Annotated in this window: 23 protein-coding genes; 13 read left to right on the forward strand and 10 right to left on the reverse strand. The window is 69.4% G+C overall.

Annotation, left to right across the window (positions count from 1 at the left end):
* Positions 1-4: 4 nt before the first annotated feature.
* From MWN52_RS05820 to MWN52_RS05830, 3 genes are read right to left on the reverse strand one after another with little or no spacing between them, the layout of a single operon-like run.
* Complete coding sequence (locus tag MWN52_RS05820; protein ID WP_286577012.1) at positions 5-979, reverse strand: PhoH family protein; 975 nt, start codon at positions 977-979, stop codon at positions 5-7.
* A gap of 7 nt (positions 980-986) precedes the next feature.
* Positions 987-1907 (reverse strand): class I SAM-dependent methyltransferase, encoded by a 921-nt coding sequence (locus MWN52_RS05825; protein ID WP_286577013.1) that lies wholly within the window; start codon positions 1905-1907, stop codon positions 987-989.
* Position 1908: 1 nt separating this feature from the next.
* On the reverse strand, positions 1909-3315 hold the full coding sequence (locus MWN52_RS05830) for an FAD-binding oxidoreductase (protein WP_286577014.1): 1407 nt from the start codon (positions 3313-3315) through the stop codon (positions 1909-1911).
* 121 nt (positions 3316-3436) lie between these two features.
* Between MWN52_RS05830 and MWN52_RS05835 the strand changes: the two genes are divergently transcribed.
* On the forward strand, positions 3437-4213 hold the full coding sequence (locus MWN52_RS05835) for a helix-turn-helix domain-containing protein (RefSeq protein WP_130519862.1): 777 nt from the start codon (positions 3437-3439) through the stop codon (positions 4211-4213).
* On the opposite strand, the gene MWN52_RS05840 is transcribed toward MWN52_RS05835, so the two are convergent.
* Positions 4214-5032 carry a shikimate 5-dehydrogenase gene (locus tag MWN52_RS05840; protein WP_286577015.1) on the reverse strand — a complete coding sequence of 273 codons (819 nt, stop codon included), beginning with the start codon at positions 5030-5032 and terminating at the stop codon, positions 4214-4216.
* The gene (miaB, locus tag MWN52_RS05845; RefSeq protein ID WP_131659946.1) at positions 5029-6459 is read right to left on the reverse strand and encodes a tRNA (N6-isopentenyl adenosine(37)-C2)-methylthiotransferase MiaB; all 1431 of its coding nucleotides are present in this window, start codon (positions 6457-6459) and stop codon (positions 5029-5031) included. The genes MWN52_RS05840 and miaB overlap by 4 nt, the downstream gene beginning before the upstream one ends.
* 200 nt (positions 6460-6659) lie before the next feature.
* Here miaB and MWN52_RS05850 point away from each other — a divergent pair, with 200 nt between their 5' ends.
* From MWN52_RS05850 to MWN52_RS05880, 7 genes are all read left to right on the forward strand, one after another.
* The gene (locus MWN52_RS05850; RefSeq protein ID WP_286577016.1) at positions 6660-7580 is read left to right on the forward strand and encodes a lytic transglycosylase domain-containing protein; all 921 of its coding nucleotides are present in this window, start codon (positions 6660-6662) and stop codon (positions 7578-7580) included.
* A gap of 187 nt (positions 7581-7767) precedes the next feature.
* The gene (gene petA, locus MWN52_RS05855) at positions 7768-8388 is read left to right on the forward strand and encodes a ubiquinol-cytochrome c reductase iron-sulfur subunit (protein ID WP_130519869.1); all 621 of its coding nucleotides are present in this window, start codon (positions 7768-7770) and stop codon (positions 8386-8388) included.
* Positions 8388-9653, forward strand: coding sequence for a cytochrome b (locus MWN52_RS05860; RefSeq protein WP_130519871.1), 1266 nt, complete (start codon positions 8388-8390; stop codon positions 9651-9653). Before petA ends, MWN52_RS05860 begins: the two co-directional genes overlap by 1 nt.
* Positions 9646-10392: a cytochrome c1 gene (locus tag MWN52_RS05865; RefSeq protein ID WP_286577017.1), complete on the forward strand. Its 747-nt coding sequence runs from the start codon at positions 9646-9648 to the stop codon at positions 10390-10392. The genes MWN52_RS05860 and MWN52_RS05865 overlap by 8 nt, the downstream gene beginning before the upstream one ends.
* Positions 10393-10555: 163 nt before the next feature.
* Positions 10556-11185: a glutathione S-transferase N-terminal domain-containing protein gene (locus tag MWN52_RS05870; protein ID WP_130523470.1), complete on the forward strand. Its 630-nt coding sequence runs from the start codon at positions 10556-10558 to the stop codon at positions 11183-11185.
* Between the two features lie 99 nt (positions 11186-11284).
* Positions 11285-11728, forward strand: a complete 444-nt coding sequence (locus MWN52_RS05875; RefSeq protein ID WP_130519878.1) for a ClpXP protease specificity-enhancing factor — start codon at positions 11285-11287, stop codon at positions 11726-11728.
* A 156-nt stretch (positions 11729-11884) separates the two neighbouring features.
* A complete protein-coding gene (locus tag MWN52_RS05880) occupies positions 11885-12124 on the forward strand; it encodes a hypothetical protein (protein ID WP_286577019.1) in 240 nt (79 codons plus the stop codon).
* Between the two features lie 31 nt (positions 12125-12155).
* Here MWN52_RS05880 and MWN52_RS05885 read toward each other — a convergent pair whose 3' ends face one another.
* From MWN52_RS05885 to MWN52_RS05900, 4 genes are all read right to left on the reverse strand, one after another.
* Positions 12156-12488 carry a DUF3301 domain-containing protein gene (locus MWN52_RS05885; protein ID WP_286577021.1) on the reverse strand — a complete coding sequence of 111 codons (333 nt, stop codon included), beginning with the start codon at positions 12486-12488 and terminating at the stop codon, positions 12156-12158.
* Between the two features lie 43 nt (positions 12489-12531).
* Positions 12532-13599 carry a DUF2272 domain-containing protein gene (locus tag MWN52_RS05890; protein WP_286577023.1) on the reverse strand — a complete coding sequence of 356 codons (1068 nt, stop codon included), beginning with the start codon at positions 13597-13599 and terminating at the stop codon, positions 12532-12534.
* Positions 13600-13683: 84 nt separating this feature from the next.
* Positions 13684-14547 (reverse strand): carboxylating nicotinate-nucleotide diphosphorylase, encoded by an 864-nt coding sequence (gene nadC, locus MWN52_RS05895; RefSeq protein ID WP_286577024.1) that lies wholly within the window; start codon positions 14545-14547, stop codon positions 13684-13686.
* A complete protein-coding gene (locus tag MWN52_RS05900; protein WP_130519888.1) occupies positions 14544-14810 on the reverse strand; it encodes a Trm112 family protein in 267 nt (88 codons plus the stop codon). Before MWN52_RS05900 ends, nadC begins: the two co-directional genes overlap by 4 nt.
* Positions 14811-14868: 58 nt before the next feature.
* On the opposite strand from MWN52_RS05900, the gene purE reads away from it, so the two are divergent.
* Positions 14869-15372, forward strand: coding sequence for a 5-(carboxyamino)imidazole ribonucleotide mutase (gene purE, locus MWN52_RS05905; RefSeq protein ID WP_286577025.1), 504 nt, complete (start codon positions 14869-14871; stop codon positions 15370-15372).
* 34 nt (positions 15373-15406) lie between these two features.
* Complete coding sequence (locus MWN52_RS05910; protein WP_286577027.1) at positions 15407-16552, forward strand: 5-(carboxyamino)imidazole ribonucleotide synthase; 1146 nt, start codon at positions 15407-15409, stop codon at positions 16550-16552.
* Positions 16553-16643: 91 nt separating this feature from the next.
* Here MWN52_RS05910 and MWN52_RS05915 read toward each other — a convergent pair whose 3' ends face one another.
* Positions 16644-17222, reverse strand: a complete 579-nt coding sequence (locus MWN52_RS05915; protein ID WP_286577029.1) for a superoxide dismutase — start codon at positions 17220-17222, stop codon at positions 16644-16646.
* Positions 17223-17380: 158 nt separating this feature from the next.
* Between MWN52_RS05915 and grxD the strand changes: the two genes are divergently transcribed.
* From grxD to MWN52_RS05930, 3 genes are read left to right on the forward strand one after another with little or no spacing between them, the layout of a single operon-like run.
* Positions 17381-17701, forward strand: a complete 321-nt coding sequence (gene grxD / locus MWN52_RS05920; protein ID WP_130519896.1) for a Grx4 family monothiol glutaredoxin — start codon at positions 17381-17383, stop codon at positions 17699-17701.
* Positions 17698-18444, forward strand: a complete 747-nt coding sequence (locus MWN52_RS05925) for an SDR family NAD(P)-dependent oxidoreductase (protein WP_130533714.1) — start codon at positions 17698-17700, stop codon at positions 18442-18444. Before grxD ends, MWN52_RS05925 begins: the two co-directional genes overlap by 4 nt.
* The gene (locus MWN52_RS05930) at positions 18441-19040 is read left to right on the forward strand and encodes a MarC family protein (RefSeq protein ID WP_130519900.1); all 600 of its coding nucleotides are present in this window, start codon (positions 18441-18443) and stop codon (positions 19038-19040) included. Before MWN52_RS05925 ends, MWN52_RS05930 begins: the two co-directional genes overlap by 4 nt.
* Positions 19041-19190: the final 150 nt, after the last annotated feature.

A 19190-nucleotide genomic window follows, 5' to 3' on the forward strand; every position in this document is an offset into this window, starting at 1 on the left:
CAACTCACGCCGGATCGGCGGCCTTGTCGTCGCGCGCATCGTAAGCCCGCACGATGCGCGCCACCAGCGGATGGCGCACCACATCGCGCGCGCCGAAGAAGCTGAAGGAGATCCCGTCCACGCCGCGCAGCACCTCCAGCGCGTCCTTGAGCCCGGAGCGGATGTGCTTGGGCAGGTCGGTCTGGCTCATATCGCCGGTCACCACCGCGGTGCTGCCGAAGCCGATGCGGGTCAGGAACATCTTCATCTGCTCGACGGTGGTGTTCTGCGCCTCGTCCAGGATCACGAAGGCATCGTTGAGCGTGCGTCCGCGCATGTAGGCCAGCGGTGCGATCTCGATGACGTTCTTCTCCAGCAGCTTGGCCACCTTCTCCACGCCCAGCATCTCGTACAGGGCGTCGTAGAGCGGGCGCAGGTAGGGGTCCACCTTCTGGCTCAGGTCGCCGGGCAGGAAGCCGAGCTTCTCGCCGGCCTCCACCGCCGGGCGCACCAGCACCAGGCGTTGCACGCGCGCCTCGTTCAGCGCCTCCACCGCCATGGCCACGGCCAGGAAGGTCTTGCCGGTGCCGGCCGGACCGATGCCGAAGTTGATGTCGTGGGTGGCGATGGCGTGCAGATAGGCGGCCTGGTTGGGGCCGCGGCCGCGCACCGTGCCGCGCTTGACCTTGATCGCCACGTCCTGCGGCGCGTAGCCACCGGCGGCGACATGCTCCAGGTTGGCCTCGTTGAGGCGCAGGTGGATCGCATCGGCGTCGAAGGTCTCGGTCGCGGCTTCCGCGTACAGCGTATGCAACAGCTGCGCGGTCGCCGCCACGGCCCGGTCCGGGCCCTGCACGCGGAACACGTTGCCGCGGTTGGAGATCTCCACGCCCAGCTTCAGTTCGATCTGGCGCAGATGCGCATCGAACGGCCCGGCCAGGTTGGCCAGCTGCTCGGTGTCGTAGGGGTCGAGGGTGAAATCGTGATGGTGGGTCGTCATAGGCCGCCTAGGGTAGCGCGGCGGCCCTGAGTCGGCTGTGTGGAGAGGCGGCTGCAACGCTGTGGTCCGGATGCAGCAGGCGGCCGTGGAACAGCCATTCCCCGGGCGCGGGGTCGGGATCATCCGCATCGTCTGCGTCGGCGATTCCGTCCATCCGTACGCCGCCTTGGCCGAGCAGCGTCGGCAGGGCCGGGCGCGTCGCGCCCCAGCGGAACGGTTCGCCGCGCCGCCCCAGCCAGCGCCGCACCCAGGGGCGCTGCCGGACGAAGCCGGGCGCGCCGTCGTGGCACAGCGCCATCGCGGTGGCGATCAGGCGTGCATCGGGCAGGGCGCGGGCCAGTTGCCGCAGCAGGGCCTGCACCGTGTCCAGCGGCAGGTACATCAGCAGGCCCTCGGCGACAATCAGCGTGGGCAGGTCCGGCGCGAAGCCGGGCAATCCGCGCAGCCAGCGCGCCAGCGGCACCGTCCCGAGTTCGCCAGGACACAGCCGCAGGCGCGGATCGTCGAGGCGCAGCGCGCGCAGCGCGGCCTGTTTGATCGCCAGCGTGGCCTCGCGATCGACCTCGAACACGCGCAGCGCCGGCGCCTGGTCCAGCAACGCCAGCGCCAGCCCGTCGAAGCCGGCGCCCAGGATCAGCACCTGCTGCACGCCCTCGGCGCAGGCCCGTTGCGCCCATCGCCGGATCCGGCGCTTGCGCCAGGCGTAGTGCGCGCCGATGCCAGGCAGGCAGGCGGCCTCGAGCAGCCGCAGCAGGCCGCGTCCAGGCCGCGTATCGACTGCGCGCAGCAGGCGATCGCCGCCGCTCCCGGCGCGCTGCAGGCAGGCACGGGCGATGGCGGCGTTGCGCTGCGCGGGCGGCGTGCGATCCGTCCGCGCCTCGCGTACCGCGGCGGCGGCGAGCAGCATCGAGGTGCTGATGCCGGCCATGTCAGCGCGTCACCAGCGTGGCATGGTGGCGATACCAGTCGCTCTGCCAGCGGCCCTGCGGATCGAGCGCGCGCTTGGCGCGGAGGAACTCGGCGAAGCGCGGATGCGCCGCCTGCACCTGCTCGCGCGTGGCCCAGCGGTGATAGGTCAGGTAGTAGCTGCCGCCGAACCATAGCGCATCGTCGATCAGCGCGCGGAAGGCCACGGCCGCGGCCTGCACGCCGGCCGGGCCATGCTGCACGTGCAGGTTGAACACCACGCAGGCCCAGTCCTGCCGTGCCCACGCCAGCACGCTGGTCGTTTCGCGTTCGATCAGGCGCACCGTGCCGTAGACCGGCTGGGCGTGGTGGCGACGCAGGCTGTCGGCGGCGCGGCCCATGAAGCCCGCCAGCGCGCCGCGCGGCACATACAGCTCGGTGATCATCTCCGAGCCGCAGTGGCCCAGGCTGCGATCGACCGCCGCGTGATAGTCCTCCAGATACACGCCGGTCTGCTGCGCATCGCTGGCGTAGTGCTGGCCGTCGGTGGTCAGATAGAAATCGGCGTATTCCTGGAAGGCGCGCGAGGGCGCTTGGTGGGCCAGCCACAGCAGCCGGCCGAAGTCCTCGGCCTGCAGATGGCGCGGCGCGTCGGGTTCGACGCCATCGACCGGGCGATAGCAGGACAGCACGCCCAGATCGAGGAAATCCTCGCTACGCGGATCGATCGCGAACTGGAAATCGCCATACGTGCAGCCTTGGGCGATCGCGTCCTCGAATGCGCACTGCACGCCGCCGATGCGGGCCAGCGACACCTGGCGGCGCAGCGTCCGCCGGGGCGTCAGCCGCAACGTCATCTCCACCACCACGCCGAAGAGCCCGTAGCCGCCGGCCACCAGGGCGAACAGCTCGGCCCCCTCGCCGCGGCTGGCCTGTACCCGCTGGCCCTGCGCATCGATCAGCACCAGCGCCTCCACGTCCTCCACGAACGGGGCCAGGCACAGCCCGCGCCCATGAATGTTGGCGGCCAGTGCGCCGCCCAGGCTGAAGTCGTCGGCGCCGGTCTGCTTCTGGCGGATCGTCCAGCCCGCCGTGTTGTCCGGGCACGCCGCCAGCCAGGCCAGCAGCGCAGGCCAGCGGATGCCGGCTTCGACCGTGATCAGGCCGCGCACCGGGTCGAAGTCCACGACGCGGTCCAGCGCGGCGGTGTCCAGCACCTGGCCATCGGCCAGAAACTGCTGACCGCCCATCGCATGCCGCGCGCCGGCGGCAATCAGCGGCGATCCGGCCCGCGCGCTGGCGCGGATCGCCGCGCAGGCCTCGGCCACCGAGCCGGGCCGCAGCACGTACGCCCGCGTGGGATTGAGACGGGCATGGACATCGTTGAGCAGTTCGGCAGGACGACAGGCTGGAGTGGGCAGGGCGGGCATGCGCATGCTTGGCTGGAGAGGTGAGCGCACCCTGCGCGCCGCGGATCAAGATCCGCAATCAAGTTCGGACAAGTATCGGAATATGATCCCGTCCATCCTCCTGTGACGCGCCTCCATCGCCATGGCCGACCGCGAACGCCTGCTCACCGCGCTCAAGCGCCTGCTCAAGGAACGCGGCTGGCGCTATGCCGACCTGGCCGCGGCGCTGGGGGTGTCCGAGCCGACGATCAAGCGCGTGCTGTCCAGTGGGCGCATGGACCTGGCGCGCCTGGAGCAGATCTGCGAGGTGCTGGACATCGACTTCTTCGAGCTGGCGCGCACGGCCCGCGGCGCGCGCGAGTCGCGCCGCCATCTCACCCTGCACCAGGAGCGGTCGTTGGCGGCCGAGCCGCGGCTGATGACCGTCTTCCACCTGTTATGCCAGGGCTGGCGTACCGCGGCGATCGGCGAAGGCTTCGGACTCAGGCCGCCCGAGCTGGTGCGGCTGCTGGCCCAGCTCGATCGTCTGCGCCTGCTCGACCTGCTGCCGGGCAACCACGTGCGTCTGCGCGTGCCGCGCGATTTCTCATGGCGCGACGACGGGCCGGTGCGCGCCCGCTACCTGCAGATGGCCAGCCACGAATTCCTCAAGGACGACTTCGCCGCGGCCGAGGCGCACCTGGCCCTGGAAATCGGCGAACTCGGCGAGGCGTCGGTCGCCACGCTGCGGCGCAAGCTGGACAAGCTGGTGGTCGACTTCAAGGAGGCGGCCGAGCTCGACATCAGCCTGCCGCCGGAGCGGCGGCGCAGCGTCGGCATGCTGGTCGCGCTGAGGCCGTGGGTGTTTTCGCTGGTCGACAGCCTGCGTGCGGAAAGCGCGCCGCCTGCCCGCGATCCACGCAGGCGCGCGCGGCGCTGATCAGCCCAGCGCGTGCGCGGCGGCGCGGGCGACCAGCTCGGGTTCGGGCCGCACGCCGGTGTACAGGACGAACTGCTCCACCGCCTGCAGCACGATCACCTCGCCGCCGGTGATCACCGGCTTGCCCAGGGCGCGCGCCAGCCGGATCAGCGGGGTTTCCACCGGGATGGCGACCACGTCGAAGACCAGCTGCGCCGCGGCGACTTCCGCTTCGGTGAAGGCCAGCGATTGCGCATCGGAACTGCCTTCCATGCCGATCGGGGTGACGTTGACCAGCAGCCCGGCGGTCACGCCGCGCATGTCCTCGGACCACTGCCAGCCGGCGGTGCGCGCCAGGCGCTGGCCGGCCACCGCGTTGCGCGCCACCACCCAGCCCCGGGCGAATCCGCCGTCGCGCAGCGCGCAGGCGGTGGCCTTGGCCATGCCGCCGCTGCCGCGCAGCGCCACCGGCGTGTCCGTCGACAGCCCGCTGTCGGCGATCAGCGTGGCCACCGCGGTGTAGTCGGTGTTGTAGCCGCGCAGCACGCCCTCGGTGTTGAGGACGGTGTTGACCGAATCGATCGCCTTGGCCGACGGCTCCAGGCCGTCCAGCAGCGGGATCACCGCCTCCTTGAAGGGCATCGACACCGCGCAGCCGCGGATGCCCAGCGCGCGGATGCCGGCGATCGCGCCCTCCAGGTCGGTCGTGGTGAACGCCTTGTACAGGTAGTCCAGGCCGAGCGCGTCGTAGAGGTAGTTCTGGAAGCGCGTGCCGAAGTTGCCCGGCCGTCCGGACAGCGACATGCACAGCTGGGTGTCGCGGCTGATGCGCGCGGTCATGCGGCCCGCTCCGTGTCGGTGACCACGCGGCCGCGCAGCGAGTTGGTCAGCGCCTCGGTGATCAGCACATCGACGAACTGGCCGATCAGGCGCTGCGGCGCGGGGAAGTTCACCGAGCGCATGTTCTCGGTCTTGCCGGTGAGCTCGTTGGGATTCTTCTTCGACGGGCCTTCGACCAGCACGGTCTGCACGCTGCCGACCATCTTCTGCGAGATCTCCGCGGCGAAGGCGTTGATGCGCGCCTGCAGGCGCTCCAGGCGCGCGTGCTTGATCTGGCTGGGCGTGTCGTCGGCCAGGTCGGCCGCCGGCGTGCCCGGACGGCGCGAGTAGATGAAGGAGAAGCTCTGATCGAAGCCCACGTCCTCGATCAGCTTCATGGTCTTCTCGAAGTCCGCATCGGTCTCGCCGGGGAAGCCGACGATGAAGTCCGAGCTGATCGAGATGTCCGGCCGCACCGCGCGCAGCTTGCGGATCTTGGACTTGAACTCCAGCGCGGTGTAGCCGCGCTTCATCGCGCTGAGGATGCGGTCGCTGCCCGCCTGCACCGGCAGGTGCAGGTAGTTGGCCAGCTGCGGCACGTCGCGATACGCATCGATGAGCGTGTCGGAGAACTCCAGCGGATGGGAGGTGGTGAAGCGGATGCGGCCCACGCCCTCGATCTGGGCGATGGTGCGGATCAGCATGCCCAGATCCGCGATCTCGCCCTCGCCGTACGGGCCGCGGTAGGCGTTGACGTTCTGGCCGAGCAGATTGATCTCGCGCACACCCTGGGCGGCCAGCTGCGCCACCTCGACCAGCACGTCCTCGAACGGCCGGCTCACCTCGGTGCCGCGGGTATAGGGCACCACGCAGAAGCTGCAGTACTTGCTGCAGCCCTCCATGATCGACACGAAGGCGCTGGGGCCCTCGGCCCGCGGTTCGGGCAGGGCGTCGAACTTCTCGATCTCCGGGAAGCTGATGTCCACCTGCGGGCGGTTCTGTTCGCGCCGCGCGCGGATCAGCTCGGGCAGGCGGTGCAGGGTCTGTGGGCCGAACACCAGATCCACGTAGGGCGCGCGCTTAACGATGGCCTCGCCTTCCTGGGACGCCACGCAGCCGCCGACGCCGATGATGACCTCGCGGTCGCCGGTCTTGAATTCCTTCCAGCGGCCCAGCTGGCTGAAGACCTTCTCCTGCGCCTTCTCGCGGATCGAGCAGGTGTTGACCAGGATGACGTCGGCCTCCTCGGGCCGGTCGGTCAGCTCCAGCCCTTCGGCCTGGGCGAGCACGTCGGCCATCTTGGCCGAGTCGTACTCGTTCATCTGGCAACCGTGGGTCTTGATGTACAGCTTGCCGCGCACCTGCGCCGGCCGGGTGGCGACGAAGGGCAGGGGGATGAGCGAGGTGTCGCCCGAGGTGGGCAGGGTGACGTCTGGCGTCCCGGTCATGGCGCTTAATCCAGTCGGGTGGGCGGGGAAGCCGACTAGTTTAGCGGCTTGGCGGCTCGCGCCGGACGGCAGGCGCAGCGGGCAGTCGCGCGCGAGGGGCGAGGAGGGCAAACGCTGTGCCGCGTCCCACCGGCGCGTCGCCCTGTCGCCCGCGGGCCGAATGCTTGTTAAGTCATTGATAAGCTGGGACACTCGCGCCCATGAGGGGGCTGCTGCGACTGGGGATGATCGCTGCCGCGCTGGTCGCGCTGCCGGCCAGCGCCGGCACGTTGTACAAGTGCGTCGGCGCAGACGGGATCCCGGCCTACGTTAGCAAGCGTGTCTCCGGCGCCACCTGCACGGTGGTGAGCCAGTACCGGGCCGAGCCGGCGCGCCGCGCCCAGGCCAGCGCGCCGACACACAGACCTCCTGCGTCTGCCGCGCCTGCCGCCATCGTGCCGCCCAGCGTCGAGTCGCGGCCTTCGACGGCCATCGTCCCGGCCGCACCGCCGCCGCCGACTGCCGCCGTGGCCAAGCCCGCCGCCGTGCCGCCGCGCCGCGTGGTCAGCGGCCAGGTCTATTCCTTCATCAAGGACGGGGTGCGCAACTACACCAGCGCCCGTCCGCGCGGGCTGGCCAGCGCCGACATCCGCACGATCAAGTACAGCTTCATCGAGACCTGCTACGCCTGCGGCAATCCCAACCTCAACTTCGGCGCGGTCCGACTGAACACGGTCGCCTACGAGAGCGAGATCGCCTCGGCCGCGCGCGAGTTCGGCGTGGAAGAGGCGATCGTGCGCGCCATCATCCATGCCGAATCCTCCTACAACCCGCTGGCGCTCTCGCGCGCCGGCGCGATGGGGCTGATGCAGCTGATGCCGGCCACCGCGCGCCGCTTCGGCGTGGACGATGCCTACAACGCCACGCAGAACATCCGCGGCGGCGTGAAGTACCTGGCCTGGCTGCTCAAGCGCTACCAGGGCAATCTGACCCTGGCCGCGGCCGGCTACAACGCCGGCGAAGGCGCGGTGGACCGCAACGGCGGCGTACCGCCCTATGCCGAGACCCAGCGCTACGTGCAGCGCGTGGGCGTGCTGGCCGAGCGCTACCGGGCCAACCTGGGGACGGTCGGTCTTCGCTGAACGGATGTTGCGCTGCAGTACCGGAATGGCCGGGTTTTCCTTTTCCAACTGATTGATCGGAAAGGGATTGTTGTGGCGAAATTTTTTATTCAGTTAGACTCCGACGCGCTCTTGCGATGAGGCCGTTCCGTCGGCCCCATCACTGGCAGCCAGACAGCTACCTCAAGATGTTTTCGCGGAGTAAGGGATGGCCAACGACGAGGTCACAATGCCCGTGGATGCGGGGCGCCGCCGGTTCCTGACGGCCACCACCGCAGTCGTCGGTGCCGTGGGTGCGGGCTTTCTGGCCGTCCCGTTCATCAAGTCATGGAATCCAAGCGCCCGGGCCAAGCTCGCCGGCGCACCGGTGACCGCCGACATCACCGGGCTGCAGGAAGGCCAGCGCATGGTGCTGGAATGGCGCGGCCAGCCGATCTGGGTGGTCAAGCGCTCCAAGGCGATCCTTGACGCGCTGCCGAGCCTGGACGATCGCCTGCGCGATCCGGAGAGCACCAACAAGGACCAGCAGCCGGCCTACGTCCTCAAGGGCAATCCCGAGTTCCGTTCGATCAAGCCGGAAATCTCGGTGCTGGTCGGCCTGTGCACGCACCTGGGCTGCTCGCCGGAGATCATCGCCGAGATCCGGCCCGAGCCGTTCGATCCGCAGTGGAAGGGCGGCTACTTCTGCCCCTGTCACAAGTCGCGCTTCGACATGTCCGGGCGCGTGTTCCAGGGCGTGCCGGCGCCGATCAACCTGCTGGTGCCGCCGCATCACTACCAGGACGACAACACCATCATCATCGGCGTCGATCCGCAGGGAGCTGCCTGATGTCCAACGTCATCACGCGAGCGGCCAACGGGGTCTTCGACTGGGTCACGGCGCGGGCGCCCGGGCTGATGCCCATGTACCGCAAGCACATGAGCGAGTACTACGCGCCGAAGAACTTCAACTTCTGGTACTACATGGGCTCGCTGGCCCTGTTGATCCTGGTCAACCAGATCGTCACCGGCATCTTCCTGACGATGAACTACAAGACCAGCGCGGCCGAGGCCTTCGCCTCGGTCGAGTACATCATGCGCGACGTCGAGTGGGGCTGGCTGATCCGGTACATGCATTCCACCGGCGCCTCGCTGTTCTTCATCGTGGTCTACCTGCACATGTTCCGCGGGCTGATGTACGGCAGCTACCAGAAGCCGCGCGAGCTGGTGTGGATCCTAGGGATGCTGATCTACCTGGTGCTGATGGCCGAGGCCTTCATGGGCTACGTGCTGCCCTGGGGCCAGATGTCGTTCTGGGGCGCCAAGGTGATCATCTCGCTGTTCGGCGCCATCCCGGTGATCGGGCAGGGCCTGACCGAATGGATCATGGGCGACTACCTGCCCAGCGATGCCACGCTCAACCGCTTCTTCGCCCTGCACGTGATCGCGCTGCCGCTGGTGCTGTTGCTGCTGGTGGTGCTGCACCTGGGTGCGCTGCACGAGGTCGGCTCCAACAACCCGCAGGGCGTGGACACCAAACACGGGCCCAAGGGCAACCGCTGGAGCAAGACCGCGCCGATCGACACGATCCCGTTCCACCCGTACTACACGGTCAAGGACCTGGTCGGCGTGGGCTTCCTGCTGGTGATCGGTGCGTTCATCATCTTCTTCGCGCCGGCCTTCGGTGGCCTGTTCCTGGAGCACGACAACTTCACCGAGGCCAACCGCCTGGTGACGCCCGAGCACATCAAGCCGGTCTGGTACTACACGCCCTACTACGCGATGTTGCGCGTGGTGCCCAACAAGCTCGGCGGCGTGCTGGTGATGTTCTCGGCCATCGCCATCCTGTTCACCGTGCCCTGGCTGGACCGCGGCAAGGTGCGCTCGATCCGCTACCGCGGCCTGGCCTACAAGATCGCGCTGGGGATCTTCGCCTTCAGCTTCGTCTACCTGGGCAAGATCGGCTCTGGCCCCGGCACGGACATCACCGAGACCTACATCGGCCGGGTACTGACCTGCTGCTACTTCGGCTTCTTCATCTTCCTGTGGGTGTACACGTTCTTCGGCCTTGAACGCACCAAGCCGGTGCCCGACCGGGTGAGCACGCATGACTAAGCGCCTTCTCCCGCAGCTGGCGGCCTTCGCCGCTGGCCTGCTGCTGAGCACCGGCCTGCTGGCCGCCGAGGGCGGCGCGACGCTGCAGGCCGGCAACGACCTGAGCGACAAGGCCTCGCTGCAGCGTGGCGCCAAGCTGTTCATGGGCTACTGCTCGGGCTGCCACTCGCTCAAGTACCTGCGCTATTCGCGCATGGCACAGGACCTGGGCCTGACCGAGGACCAGGTGATGGCCAACCTCAACTTCACCGGTGCGCCGGTGGGGCAGCAGGTGCAGGTGGCCATGCCGCACGACGGGGCGACCAAGTGGTTCGGCAAGATGCCGCCGGACCTGAGCCTGATCGCCCGGGTGCGCGGCCCGGACTGGGTCTACACCTACCTCAAGTCCTTCTACCTGGACGAGAGCCGGCCGCTGGGCTGGAACAACAAGCTGTTCCCCAACGCCTCCATGCCCAACCCGCTGTGGGAGCTGCAGGGCCTGCAGCACGCCAAGTTCGGCCCGGAAGACCCGCAGACCAAGGAAAAGCCGGTCGAGGCGCTGGTGCTGGCCTCGCCCGGGACCGAGAGTCCGGCCGAGTTCGACCGCACCGTGCGTGATATCACCAACTTCCTCGAGTACGCCGGCGAGCCGGCCGCGCTTAAGCGTCAGAGCATGGGCGTGTGGGTGATCCTGTTCCTGGCGGGGCTGACCTTCCTGGCCTTCCTGCTGAAGAAGGAGTTCTGGAAAGACGTCCACTAAGCGGGGTCATGACCTCCAGCAGGGGTGCGCAAATCGGCGGCTGCCTGCTATGTTCATGTTCATCGCGTCTCGCGGCATGCCGCGACGCGGTGTCCAGGCAGGAAGCCTGGCAGAAACAGGCGTGGCCGGTGGATGCCGGCCGCTGGATGAGCCCGACAAGGTGATGAGTGCCCGCATGCGAAATACCCTGACGCTGTTCTCCTCCGTGGATGATGTGCTGTGCCACCGCGTGCGGCTGGTGCTGGCCGCCAAAGGCGTCAGCTACGACCTGGTGCCGGTCGATCCGCAGAATCCGCCCGAGGACCTGATCGACCTCAACCCCTATCACTCCGTGCCGACCCTGGTCGAGCGCGACCTGACGCTGTACGCCGCCTCGGTGGTCAGCGAGTACCTGGACGAGCGCTACCCGCACCCGCCGCTGATGCCGGTCGATCCGCTCTCCCGCGCGCGCCTGCGCCTGGCGATGCTGCGCATCGAGGTGGACTGGGTGCCGCAGGTGCAGGCCATCCAGCTGGGCAACAAGGCCCAGGCCGACGCCGGCCGCAAGCGCCTGAAGGAGCTGCTGACCGCCTCGGTGCCCCTGTTCAAGGCCAGCAAGTTCTTCCTCAACCCGGAAATGAGCCTGGCCGATTGCGCCATGGCCCCGATCATCTGGCGCCTGCAGTCGCTGGACGTCGGCCTGCCCAAGGACGGCAAGGCGATCGAGGATTACGGCAACCGCATCTTCCGCAATCCGGGCTTCGTGCGCAGCCTGACCGAGCAGGAAAAGAAGCTGCGCGATCTGCCGGCCTGAAGGCAGGAGTGAGCGCGAAGCGCTGAGGCGTGGATGAGCAGGCGGCGCTTGCGCCGCCGTCTTCTCCCCTCATTCCTCGCTCTTGGCTAAACTGCGGGCATGACTGAAGACGTGCCCCCGATGACCAGCCATCGCCCGTATCTGCTGCGGGCGCTGGCCGAATGGATCGCCGACAACGACATGACCCCGCACCTGCTGGTCGATGCGACCCAGCCCGGGGTGCAGGTGCCCTCCAGCGCGGTCAAGGAAGGTCGGGTGGTGCTCAACATCGCCCAGCGTGCGGTCGCGCACCTGGTCATCGACAACCTGACGGTCAGCTTCAGCGCACGCTTCGGCGGGGTGAGCTATCCGGTCAACGTGCCGATCTCGGCGGTGCTGGCGATCTATGCGCGCGAGACCGGCCAGGGCATGGCGCTGCCCGAGGACATCGCCGCCGGGCAGGGCCCGCACGACGATGATGAGCCGCCTTCGCCCGATGGCGCGGCCCCGGACGAACCGACGCCGCCACCGGCCAAGCGCCCGCATCTGCGCGTGGTGAAGTAGCACAGCCGGTAAAATCCCCTGCCGTCGTTCCCGCGGAAGCGGGAACCCAGCGACTTTCAAGCGGTAAGGCCAAAGGCGCTGGATTTCCGCTTTCGCGGGAATGACGGGTCTGTGAGTCGTTCCAATCCTGCACCGCTGCCGCTTGGAAACGCCGCCATGCCCGATCCGCGGTCCGACTACTGGTTCCCCGCCAAGCGTTTCGGCTTCGGCTGGGGCCTGCCGTGCCGCTGGCAGGGCTGGCTGACGATGGTCCTGTACCTGGGCGTGGTGGTCGGCGCGAGCGTGCTGTTCCGCCACGGCCATCACACGCAGGCGCACCTGATCGTCATCGGCGTGGCGACGGCGCTGCTGGTGCTGGTCTGCGTGCTCAAGGGCGAGCCGCCGCGCGGCCGCTGAGGTCTACCTAGTCCGCGGCGACGGTCCGGCCTCAGTGCAGGCTGGGGAACTGCGCGGTGTTGTCCGGGCGCGTAGGCCCGACGAAGGACACCAGCCGCTGCCCATGCAGCACCATCTTGCCGGAGTGGCGCTCGACGCCGTCGTGGGAATAGTCGAAGCGGAAACTGCGCTCCAGCCCCAGCCTGCCGTCCTCGCCGCGGCGCAGGCGCACGCCGGTAGCCTGCACGCTCTGGTCCAGCCACAGCACGCCGGCCGCCTCGCAGGCGTTGCGACCGACCTGGGTGGCGCGTTCGGCCGCGGCGCGCGAGGCGTTCCACCAGAAGAACACGGCCGCGCCGAAGATCAGGATGAGGATCGGAGTCATGGCGCGACTTTAGCGGTGCGCGGGCTCGCGCGGCAGGCGTGGATCACTCGCCGCTTTTCAAGGGCGCCGCGGCCTCGACCGGCGGTGCCGCGGCCGGCGGCGCATTCGGGGCCGGGGCCTGGCCCGGCGCCTCCGGCGCAGGCGGGGTCTGAGGCAGGGGCTGCGGCTCCACGGGCGGCGGCGCAGCAGGCGCGGCGGGCGCCGGGTCGGCCACCTGCAGCTTCAGCAGCACCGCCCAGTCCTGACGGTTGAAGTTGCACTGGTCGGGTTGTGCGGGCGTGCATTCGGCGCCCGGGCCGGTGGCGTCGCCGCCGTCCTCGCTCACGCGCGGCAGCGGCAGGACCACGCGGCCGCTGCGGTCCAGGTCCAGCTGGCGCATGGTCACCGCGTTGAGCACGTTGCCGCCGATCAGGTGCAGAGTGCGGTCGCCGCCGACATTGGCCGCCACCACGATGTCGCAATGGGATTGGTTGGGCACGCCGGCGCGGGAGGCCAGGGCAGCGTTCAGGCCGGCGAAGCCCATCACCTGCCGGCGGTTGCGGATGAAGCACAGCAGGTCGCCGGGCGCGGGCTTCTCGATCGTTGGATCGGTGAAGCGGTAGGGGCCGCCGCTGCCACCGTCGCGAAAGGCCGCGCGGATGTAGTCGATGTGGCGCGGCGATCGGGTGAAGTTCATGACGCCGGCCCGCGTCATGATCCAGGACACGAACGCCGCCGACCACGGCGTGTCGATCAGGAACGCGCGGCAGTCGTTATCCGTGAAGCGATTGCCCGGCGGTGCCCAGCAGCTGGCCGCGCCGGGCTCGCCTGCGACCTGCGACAGGGTGCCGCTCTCGCGCCAATAGCCGGCCACGCGCTGCCACGGCACCAGGCCATGATCGGCCAGGTTGCCGCTCTCGGCTTCGGTGACGCGCAACGAGGCCAGCCGGCCCTGACGGTCGATGAAGGGGCGCATCCACTGCCGATGCTCCTCGCAGGCGGCACGGACGATGGCGATCGCGGCCTGGCTCAGGCCGAAGCGCGGCGGGGCGTCGCAGACCTCGATCGCCTGCGCCCGGGTGCCGATGCCCAACAGCAGCAGGGCCAGGACGCGCGTCCAGCGAAACGGCATCGTCTGCGGATCCTTGATGAAGGTGAGTTCTCACTACGTACGCTGGCAGAGTCACAGGCCAGGACGCGTGAAACCCCACGCCGATCAAGCGCTGTGCGGCGGCGGGCCCAGCTTCAGCGACAGGTCCACGGCGTGCACATGCTTGGTCAGCGCGCCGATGGAGATGCAGTCCACACCGTCCTGCGCCACGGCGCGCACGGTGTCCAGGTCGACCATGCCGGAGACCTCCAGCGGCACGCGGCCGGCGGCGATGCGCACGGCTTCGCGGCGCTGCTCGGGACTGAAGTCGTCGAGCATGATCCGGGTGCAGGGCTGTTCCAGCGCCTGGCGCAGCTCGTCCAGCGATTCGACCTCGACCACCAGCGGCAGCTGCGGGTACAGGGCGCGGGCCGCGCGCATGGCCGCGGCGATGCCGCCGGCAGCGCGCACATGGTTTTCCTTGAGCATCACCATGTCGAACAGGCCGATGCGGTGGTTGTCGCCGCCGCCGCAGCGCACGGCGTACTTCTGCGCCAGGCGCAGGCCCGGCACGGTCTTGCGCGTGTCCAGGATGCGCGCGCCGGTGCCGCGCACGGCCGCGACGAAGGCCGCGGTCACCGTGGCCGTGCCGCTCAGGGTCTGCAGGAAGTTGAGCGAGGTGCGCTCGGCGCTGACCAGGGTGCGCGAGTGCCCGCGCAGGGTGGCCAGCACGGTGCCGGCGGCCACGCGCTGGCCCTCGGCCACGCGCCAGTCGATGGAGACCTGCGGATCGAGCTGGCGATGGCAGGCGTCGAACCACGGCCGGCCGCAGATCACCGCCTCCTGCTTGCACAGCAGATAGGCGACATCGTCGGTATCCGGCAGCAGCGCGGCGGTGACATCGCCCGGGCCGAGGTCCTCGGCCAGGGCGCGGCGCACATCGTCCAGGACCACCGCCTCGGGCGGCGGCAGCGGCGCGGCAGCGCTCACGCCGGGAAGTCGGCGACCTGGACGGTGGCGATGCCTTCCTCGGGCAGCAGGACCGGGATGCCGTCCTCGACGCGGTAGACGGTCTTGCGGTCGCGGGTGACCAGGGCTTCCTTGAGCGGTTCGGCCTGGGCGCTGCCGTCCACGCGCTTGAGCGCGCCGGCCGCGATGGCGCGGTTCAGCGCCTCCACGCCGCGGGCCTCGAGCGGGCCCAGCGGTTGGCGCGAGACGGGGCAGCACAGCAGGTCAAGCAGTTTGCGGTCCATGGAAGGTCCGTTGGCGAACAAGATCGCTAGAATATCGTTTTGTCGCAGGGCAGGGCCAATGACCGACGATCTGGCAGCGCCGCGCGTGGGCATCGTGATGGGCTCGCGTTCGGATTGGGAGACCATGCAGCACGCCGCGCAGAAGCTCGATGCCCTGGGCGTGGCCTACGAGGTGAAGGTCGTCTCGGCCCACCGCACGCCCGACGTGCTGTTTTCCTATGCCGAACAGGCCGCCGCGCGCGGGCTGCGCGCGATCATCGCCGGCGCCGGCGGCGCGGCGCACCTGCCGGGCATGCTGGCGTCCAAGACCGCCGTGCCGGTCCTGGGCGTGCCGGTGCAGTCCAAGGCCCTGAACGGCATGGATTCGCTGCTGTCCATCGTGCAGATGCCGGCCGGCATCCCGGTGGCGACCTTCGCCATCGGCAACGCCGGCGCGGCCAATGCGGCGCTGTTCGCCGCGGCGATGCTGGCGCCGGAGGCGCCGGAGGTGGCGCAGGCGCTGGACGCCTTCCGGGCCAAGCAGACCCAGGACGTCATGGACCAGGACGATCCGCGGCGATGAGCACGGTCGGCATTCTTCCGCAGCGGGGGCGCGCATGACGACGGTGGGGATCCTGGGGGGCGGGCAGCTGGCCCGCATGCTGGCGCTGGCGGGCGTGCCGCTTGGGCTGAAGTTCCTCGTCCTGGACCCGTCGGCCGAGTCCTGCGCCGGCCAGTGCGCGCCGCTGCAGGTGGGCGCGTTCGACGACGAGGCGGCGCTGGCGCAGTTCGCGTCCAAGGTCGATGTGGTGACCTTCGATTTCGAGAACGTGCCGGCCGCCAGCGCGCAGTGGCTGGCCGAGCGGGTGCCGGTCTATCCCAATCCGCAGGCGCTGGGCGTGGCGCAGGACCGGCTGTCGGAGAAGACGCTGTTCGGCGAGCTGGGCATCCCGGTGCCGGCGTTCGCGGCGGTCGACTCGCGCGAGGGGCTGGACGCGGCGCTGGCGCGGATCGGCACGCCCTGCATCCTCAAGACGCGGCGCTTCGGCTACGACGGCAAGGGCCAGTTCCGGATCAAGTCGCCGGCCGACGCGCAGGCCGCGTGGGACGCGCTGGGCGCGCAGGCCGGCACCGTCGGGCTGATCGTGGAGGGCTTCGTCGCCTTCGATCGCGAGGTGTCGGTGGTGGCCGTGCGCGGCCGCGATGGGGCGTTCAAGGCCTTCCCGCTGACCCAGAACTGGCATGTCGACGGCGTGCTGTCGGCCAGCCTGGCGCCGGCACAGGCCAGCCAGGCCCTGCAGGCGCAGGCGGTCGACTATGCGCGGCGCGTGGCCGAGCGCCTGGATTACGTCGGGGTGTTCGCGCTGGAGCTGTTCTGCCAGGGCGAGACGCTGCTGGCCAACGAAATGGCCCCGCGCGTGCACAACTCCGGGCACTGGACCATCGAAGGCGCGGAGGTCTCGCAGTTCGAGGCACACCTGCGCGCGGTGCTGGGCCTGCCGCTGGGTGAACCGGCCATGCGCGGGCACGCCTGCATGCTCAACTGGCTGGGGCAGATGCCCGACGCCACCGGCGTGCTCGATCAGCCCGGCGGGCACTGGCACGACTACGGCAAGTCGCCGCGCGAGGGCCGCAAGGTCGGCCACGCCACGCTGCGTGCCGATACCGCACAGGCCCTGTCCGTCGCCCTGGCCGCGGCGGGTGAGGCGCTGTCGCGTCAGGCCCAGGTGCAGCCGGTGCTGGAGCGCTTGGCGCGCAGCTGAGCGGATCGCCTCCCGCGTCCTGGCCGCCGCTGGACGCGCCCATGAAAAAGGCCGGGGAATCCCCGGCCTTTTTCGTACAGCCAGCGAAGGATCAGGCCAGGTTCTTGGCCACGAAGTCCCAGTTGACCAGCGACCAGAACGACTCGACGTACTTCGGACGCGCGTTGCGATAGTCGATGTAGTAGGCGTGCTCCCACACATCGATGGTCAGCAGCGGGGTGTCCTCGCCGGTCAGCGGCGTGGCGGCGTTGGAGGTACTCACCAGGCCGACGCTGCCGTCCTTCTTCTGCACCAGCCAGCCCCAGCCCGAGCCGAAGGTGCCGATGGCGGTCTTGGTGAACTCTTCCTTGAACTTCTCGAAGTCGCCGAAGGCCGCGTTGATCAGCTCGGCCAGCTTGCCGCTCGGCGCGCCGCCGCCGTTGGGCGACAGGCAGTTCCAGTAGAAGGTGTGGTTCCACACCTGCGCGGCGTTGTTGAACACGCCGCCCTGGGACTTCTTGATGATGCTCTCCAGCGGCTGGTCGGCGAACTCGGTGCCATCGATCAGCTTGTTGAGGTTGTCCACATAGGCCTTGTGATGCTTGCCGTAGTGGAAATCGATGGTCTCGCCGGAGATGTGCGGTTCCAGTGCGGTGCGGTCGTAGGGCAGGGCGGGGAGCTCGATGGCCATGGCGGTTCCTCTTGGCTTGGCGTGTCTGGCAGATGCCGGGGGCGGGGGCGCAGGGCTTACAATTGCGTCCGACCAGCGGCGATGGAAAGCGCCGCGCAGTTTACTCGACGAGGGTGCGCATGCCGTCAAGGGCGTGCGGCAACGCAGGAGAACGCAACATGCCGGTGCTGGAACGTATCCAGGCGGAGCTGGACCGCCACCCCATGGTGCTCTTCATGAAGGGCACCCCGGAGTACCCGATGTGCGGCTTCTCCAGCCGCGCGGTCCAGGCCCTGCTGTCGGCCGGCGCGGTGGACCTGCGCGCGATCAACGTGCTGGAAGAGCCCGAGATCCGCGCCAACCTGCCGCGCTTTTCCAACTGGCCGACGTTCCCGCAGTTGTTCATCCATGGCGAGCTGATCGGCGGCTGCGACATCACGCTGGAACTGCACGAGTCCGGCGAACTGGAACGCATCGTCGCCGAGGCCATGCCGCGGTGAGTCTGCTGCAGGTGCCCGTGCGCCCCGTGCAGTCCCTGGCCGGGCGTGTGGTGCTGATCAGCGGGGCGCACGGCGGCCTGGGCGAGGCCAGTGCCCGCGCCTGCGCGCAGGCCGGTGCCACCCTGGTGCTGCTGGGCCGCCGGCCGGCCAAGCTCGCCCGCATCTATGACGCCTGCGCCCAGCTCGGCCCCGAGCCGCTGCTCTATCCGCTGGACCTGGAAGGCGCCGCACCGGACGACTACGCCGAACTGGCCCAGCGCATCGAGGGCAACCTCGGCCGCCTCGACGGGGTGCTGCACTGCGCGGCCGAGTTCCGCGGCCTGACCCCGCTGGAGCACACCGACCCGGCTGCCTTCGCGCGCGCCATCCATGTCAACCTCACCGCGGCGTGGTGGCTGAGCCAGGCCTGCCTGCCGCTGCTGCGTCGTGCGGCGGACAGCGCGCTGGTGTTCACCCTGGACAATCCGCGCCGCGTCGGCCACGCCTACTGGGGCGGCTACGGCGTGGCCCAGCACGGGCTGGCCGCGCTGGTGCAGATGCTGCACGCCGAGCTGGCCAGCACCCCGGTGCGGGTCAGCGCGCTGCAGCCCGGGCCGATGCGCACCATGCTTCGCGCCCGCGCCTACGCCGAGGATACCGACCCGGCGCTGGCCGATGCCGACCAGTACGCCGCACACTGCGTGACCCTGCTTTCTCCAGACGGCGCCGAGCGGCGCGGCCTGGTCTGGAATCCCCTGGCATGACCATCCTGTCCGCAGCGCTGCTGCTGTTCCTGATCCTCGACCCGCTGGGCAATATCCCGGTGTTCCTGTCGGTGCTGCGGCCGCTGCCGCCGCAGCGCCAGCGCATCGTGCTGATCCGCGAGCTGCTGATCGCGCTGGTCGTGCTGATGGGGTTCCTGTGGGGCGGCAAGTACTTCCTGGAACTCATGCATCTGCGCCAGGAGTCGGTGCAGATCGCCGGCGGCATCGTGCTGTTCCTGATCGGCATCCGCATGATCTTCCCGCGGCCCGAAGGCCTGATGGGCGAGATCCCCGGCGGCGAGCCCTTCATCGTGCCGCTGGCCATCCCGCTGGTGGCCGGCCCCTCCGGCATGGCCGCGGTGATGCTGATGGGCAGCAACGAGCCCGAGCGCCTGCTCGGCTGGAGCCTGGCCCTGGGGCTGGCCTGGCTGGCGACGGCGGTGATCCTGTTCTCGGCCACGCTGGTCTACAAGTGGCTGGGCATGCGTGCGCTGACCGCGATCGAGCGGCTGATGGGCATGCTGCTGGTGGCCATCTCCGTGCAGATGCTGCTGGACGGGATCGGCACGTATCTGGGTGCTCTGCGCGGCGGCTGAGGTCTGGGCGTCTGACTGGACGCCGGCGCATGACCGTCCTTCCTGCTCCACCCCGAGTTGGGCGGAGGCGCTCAACCGCCAGAAGATGTCATTTCAGTGACGACGACTGGCGCGCGCAGCTGCAGAAAAATCATTCAAGTCGTTGAATGC

Origin of the sequence: Pseudoxanthomonas winnipegensis, from assembly GCF_030322905.1 — a bacterium.
In the GTDB taxonomy this organism is placed as follows: Bacteria; Pseudomonadota; Gammaproteobacteria; order Xanthomonadales; family Xanthomonadaceae; genus Pseudoxanthomonas_A; species Pseudoxanthomonas_A winnipegensis.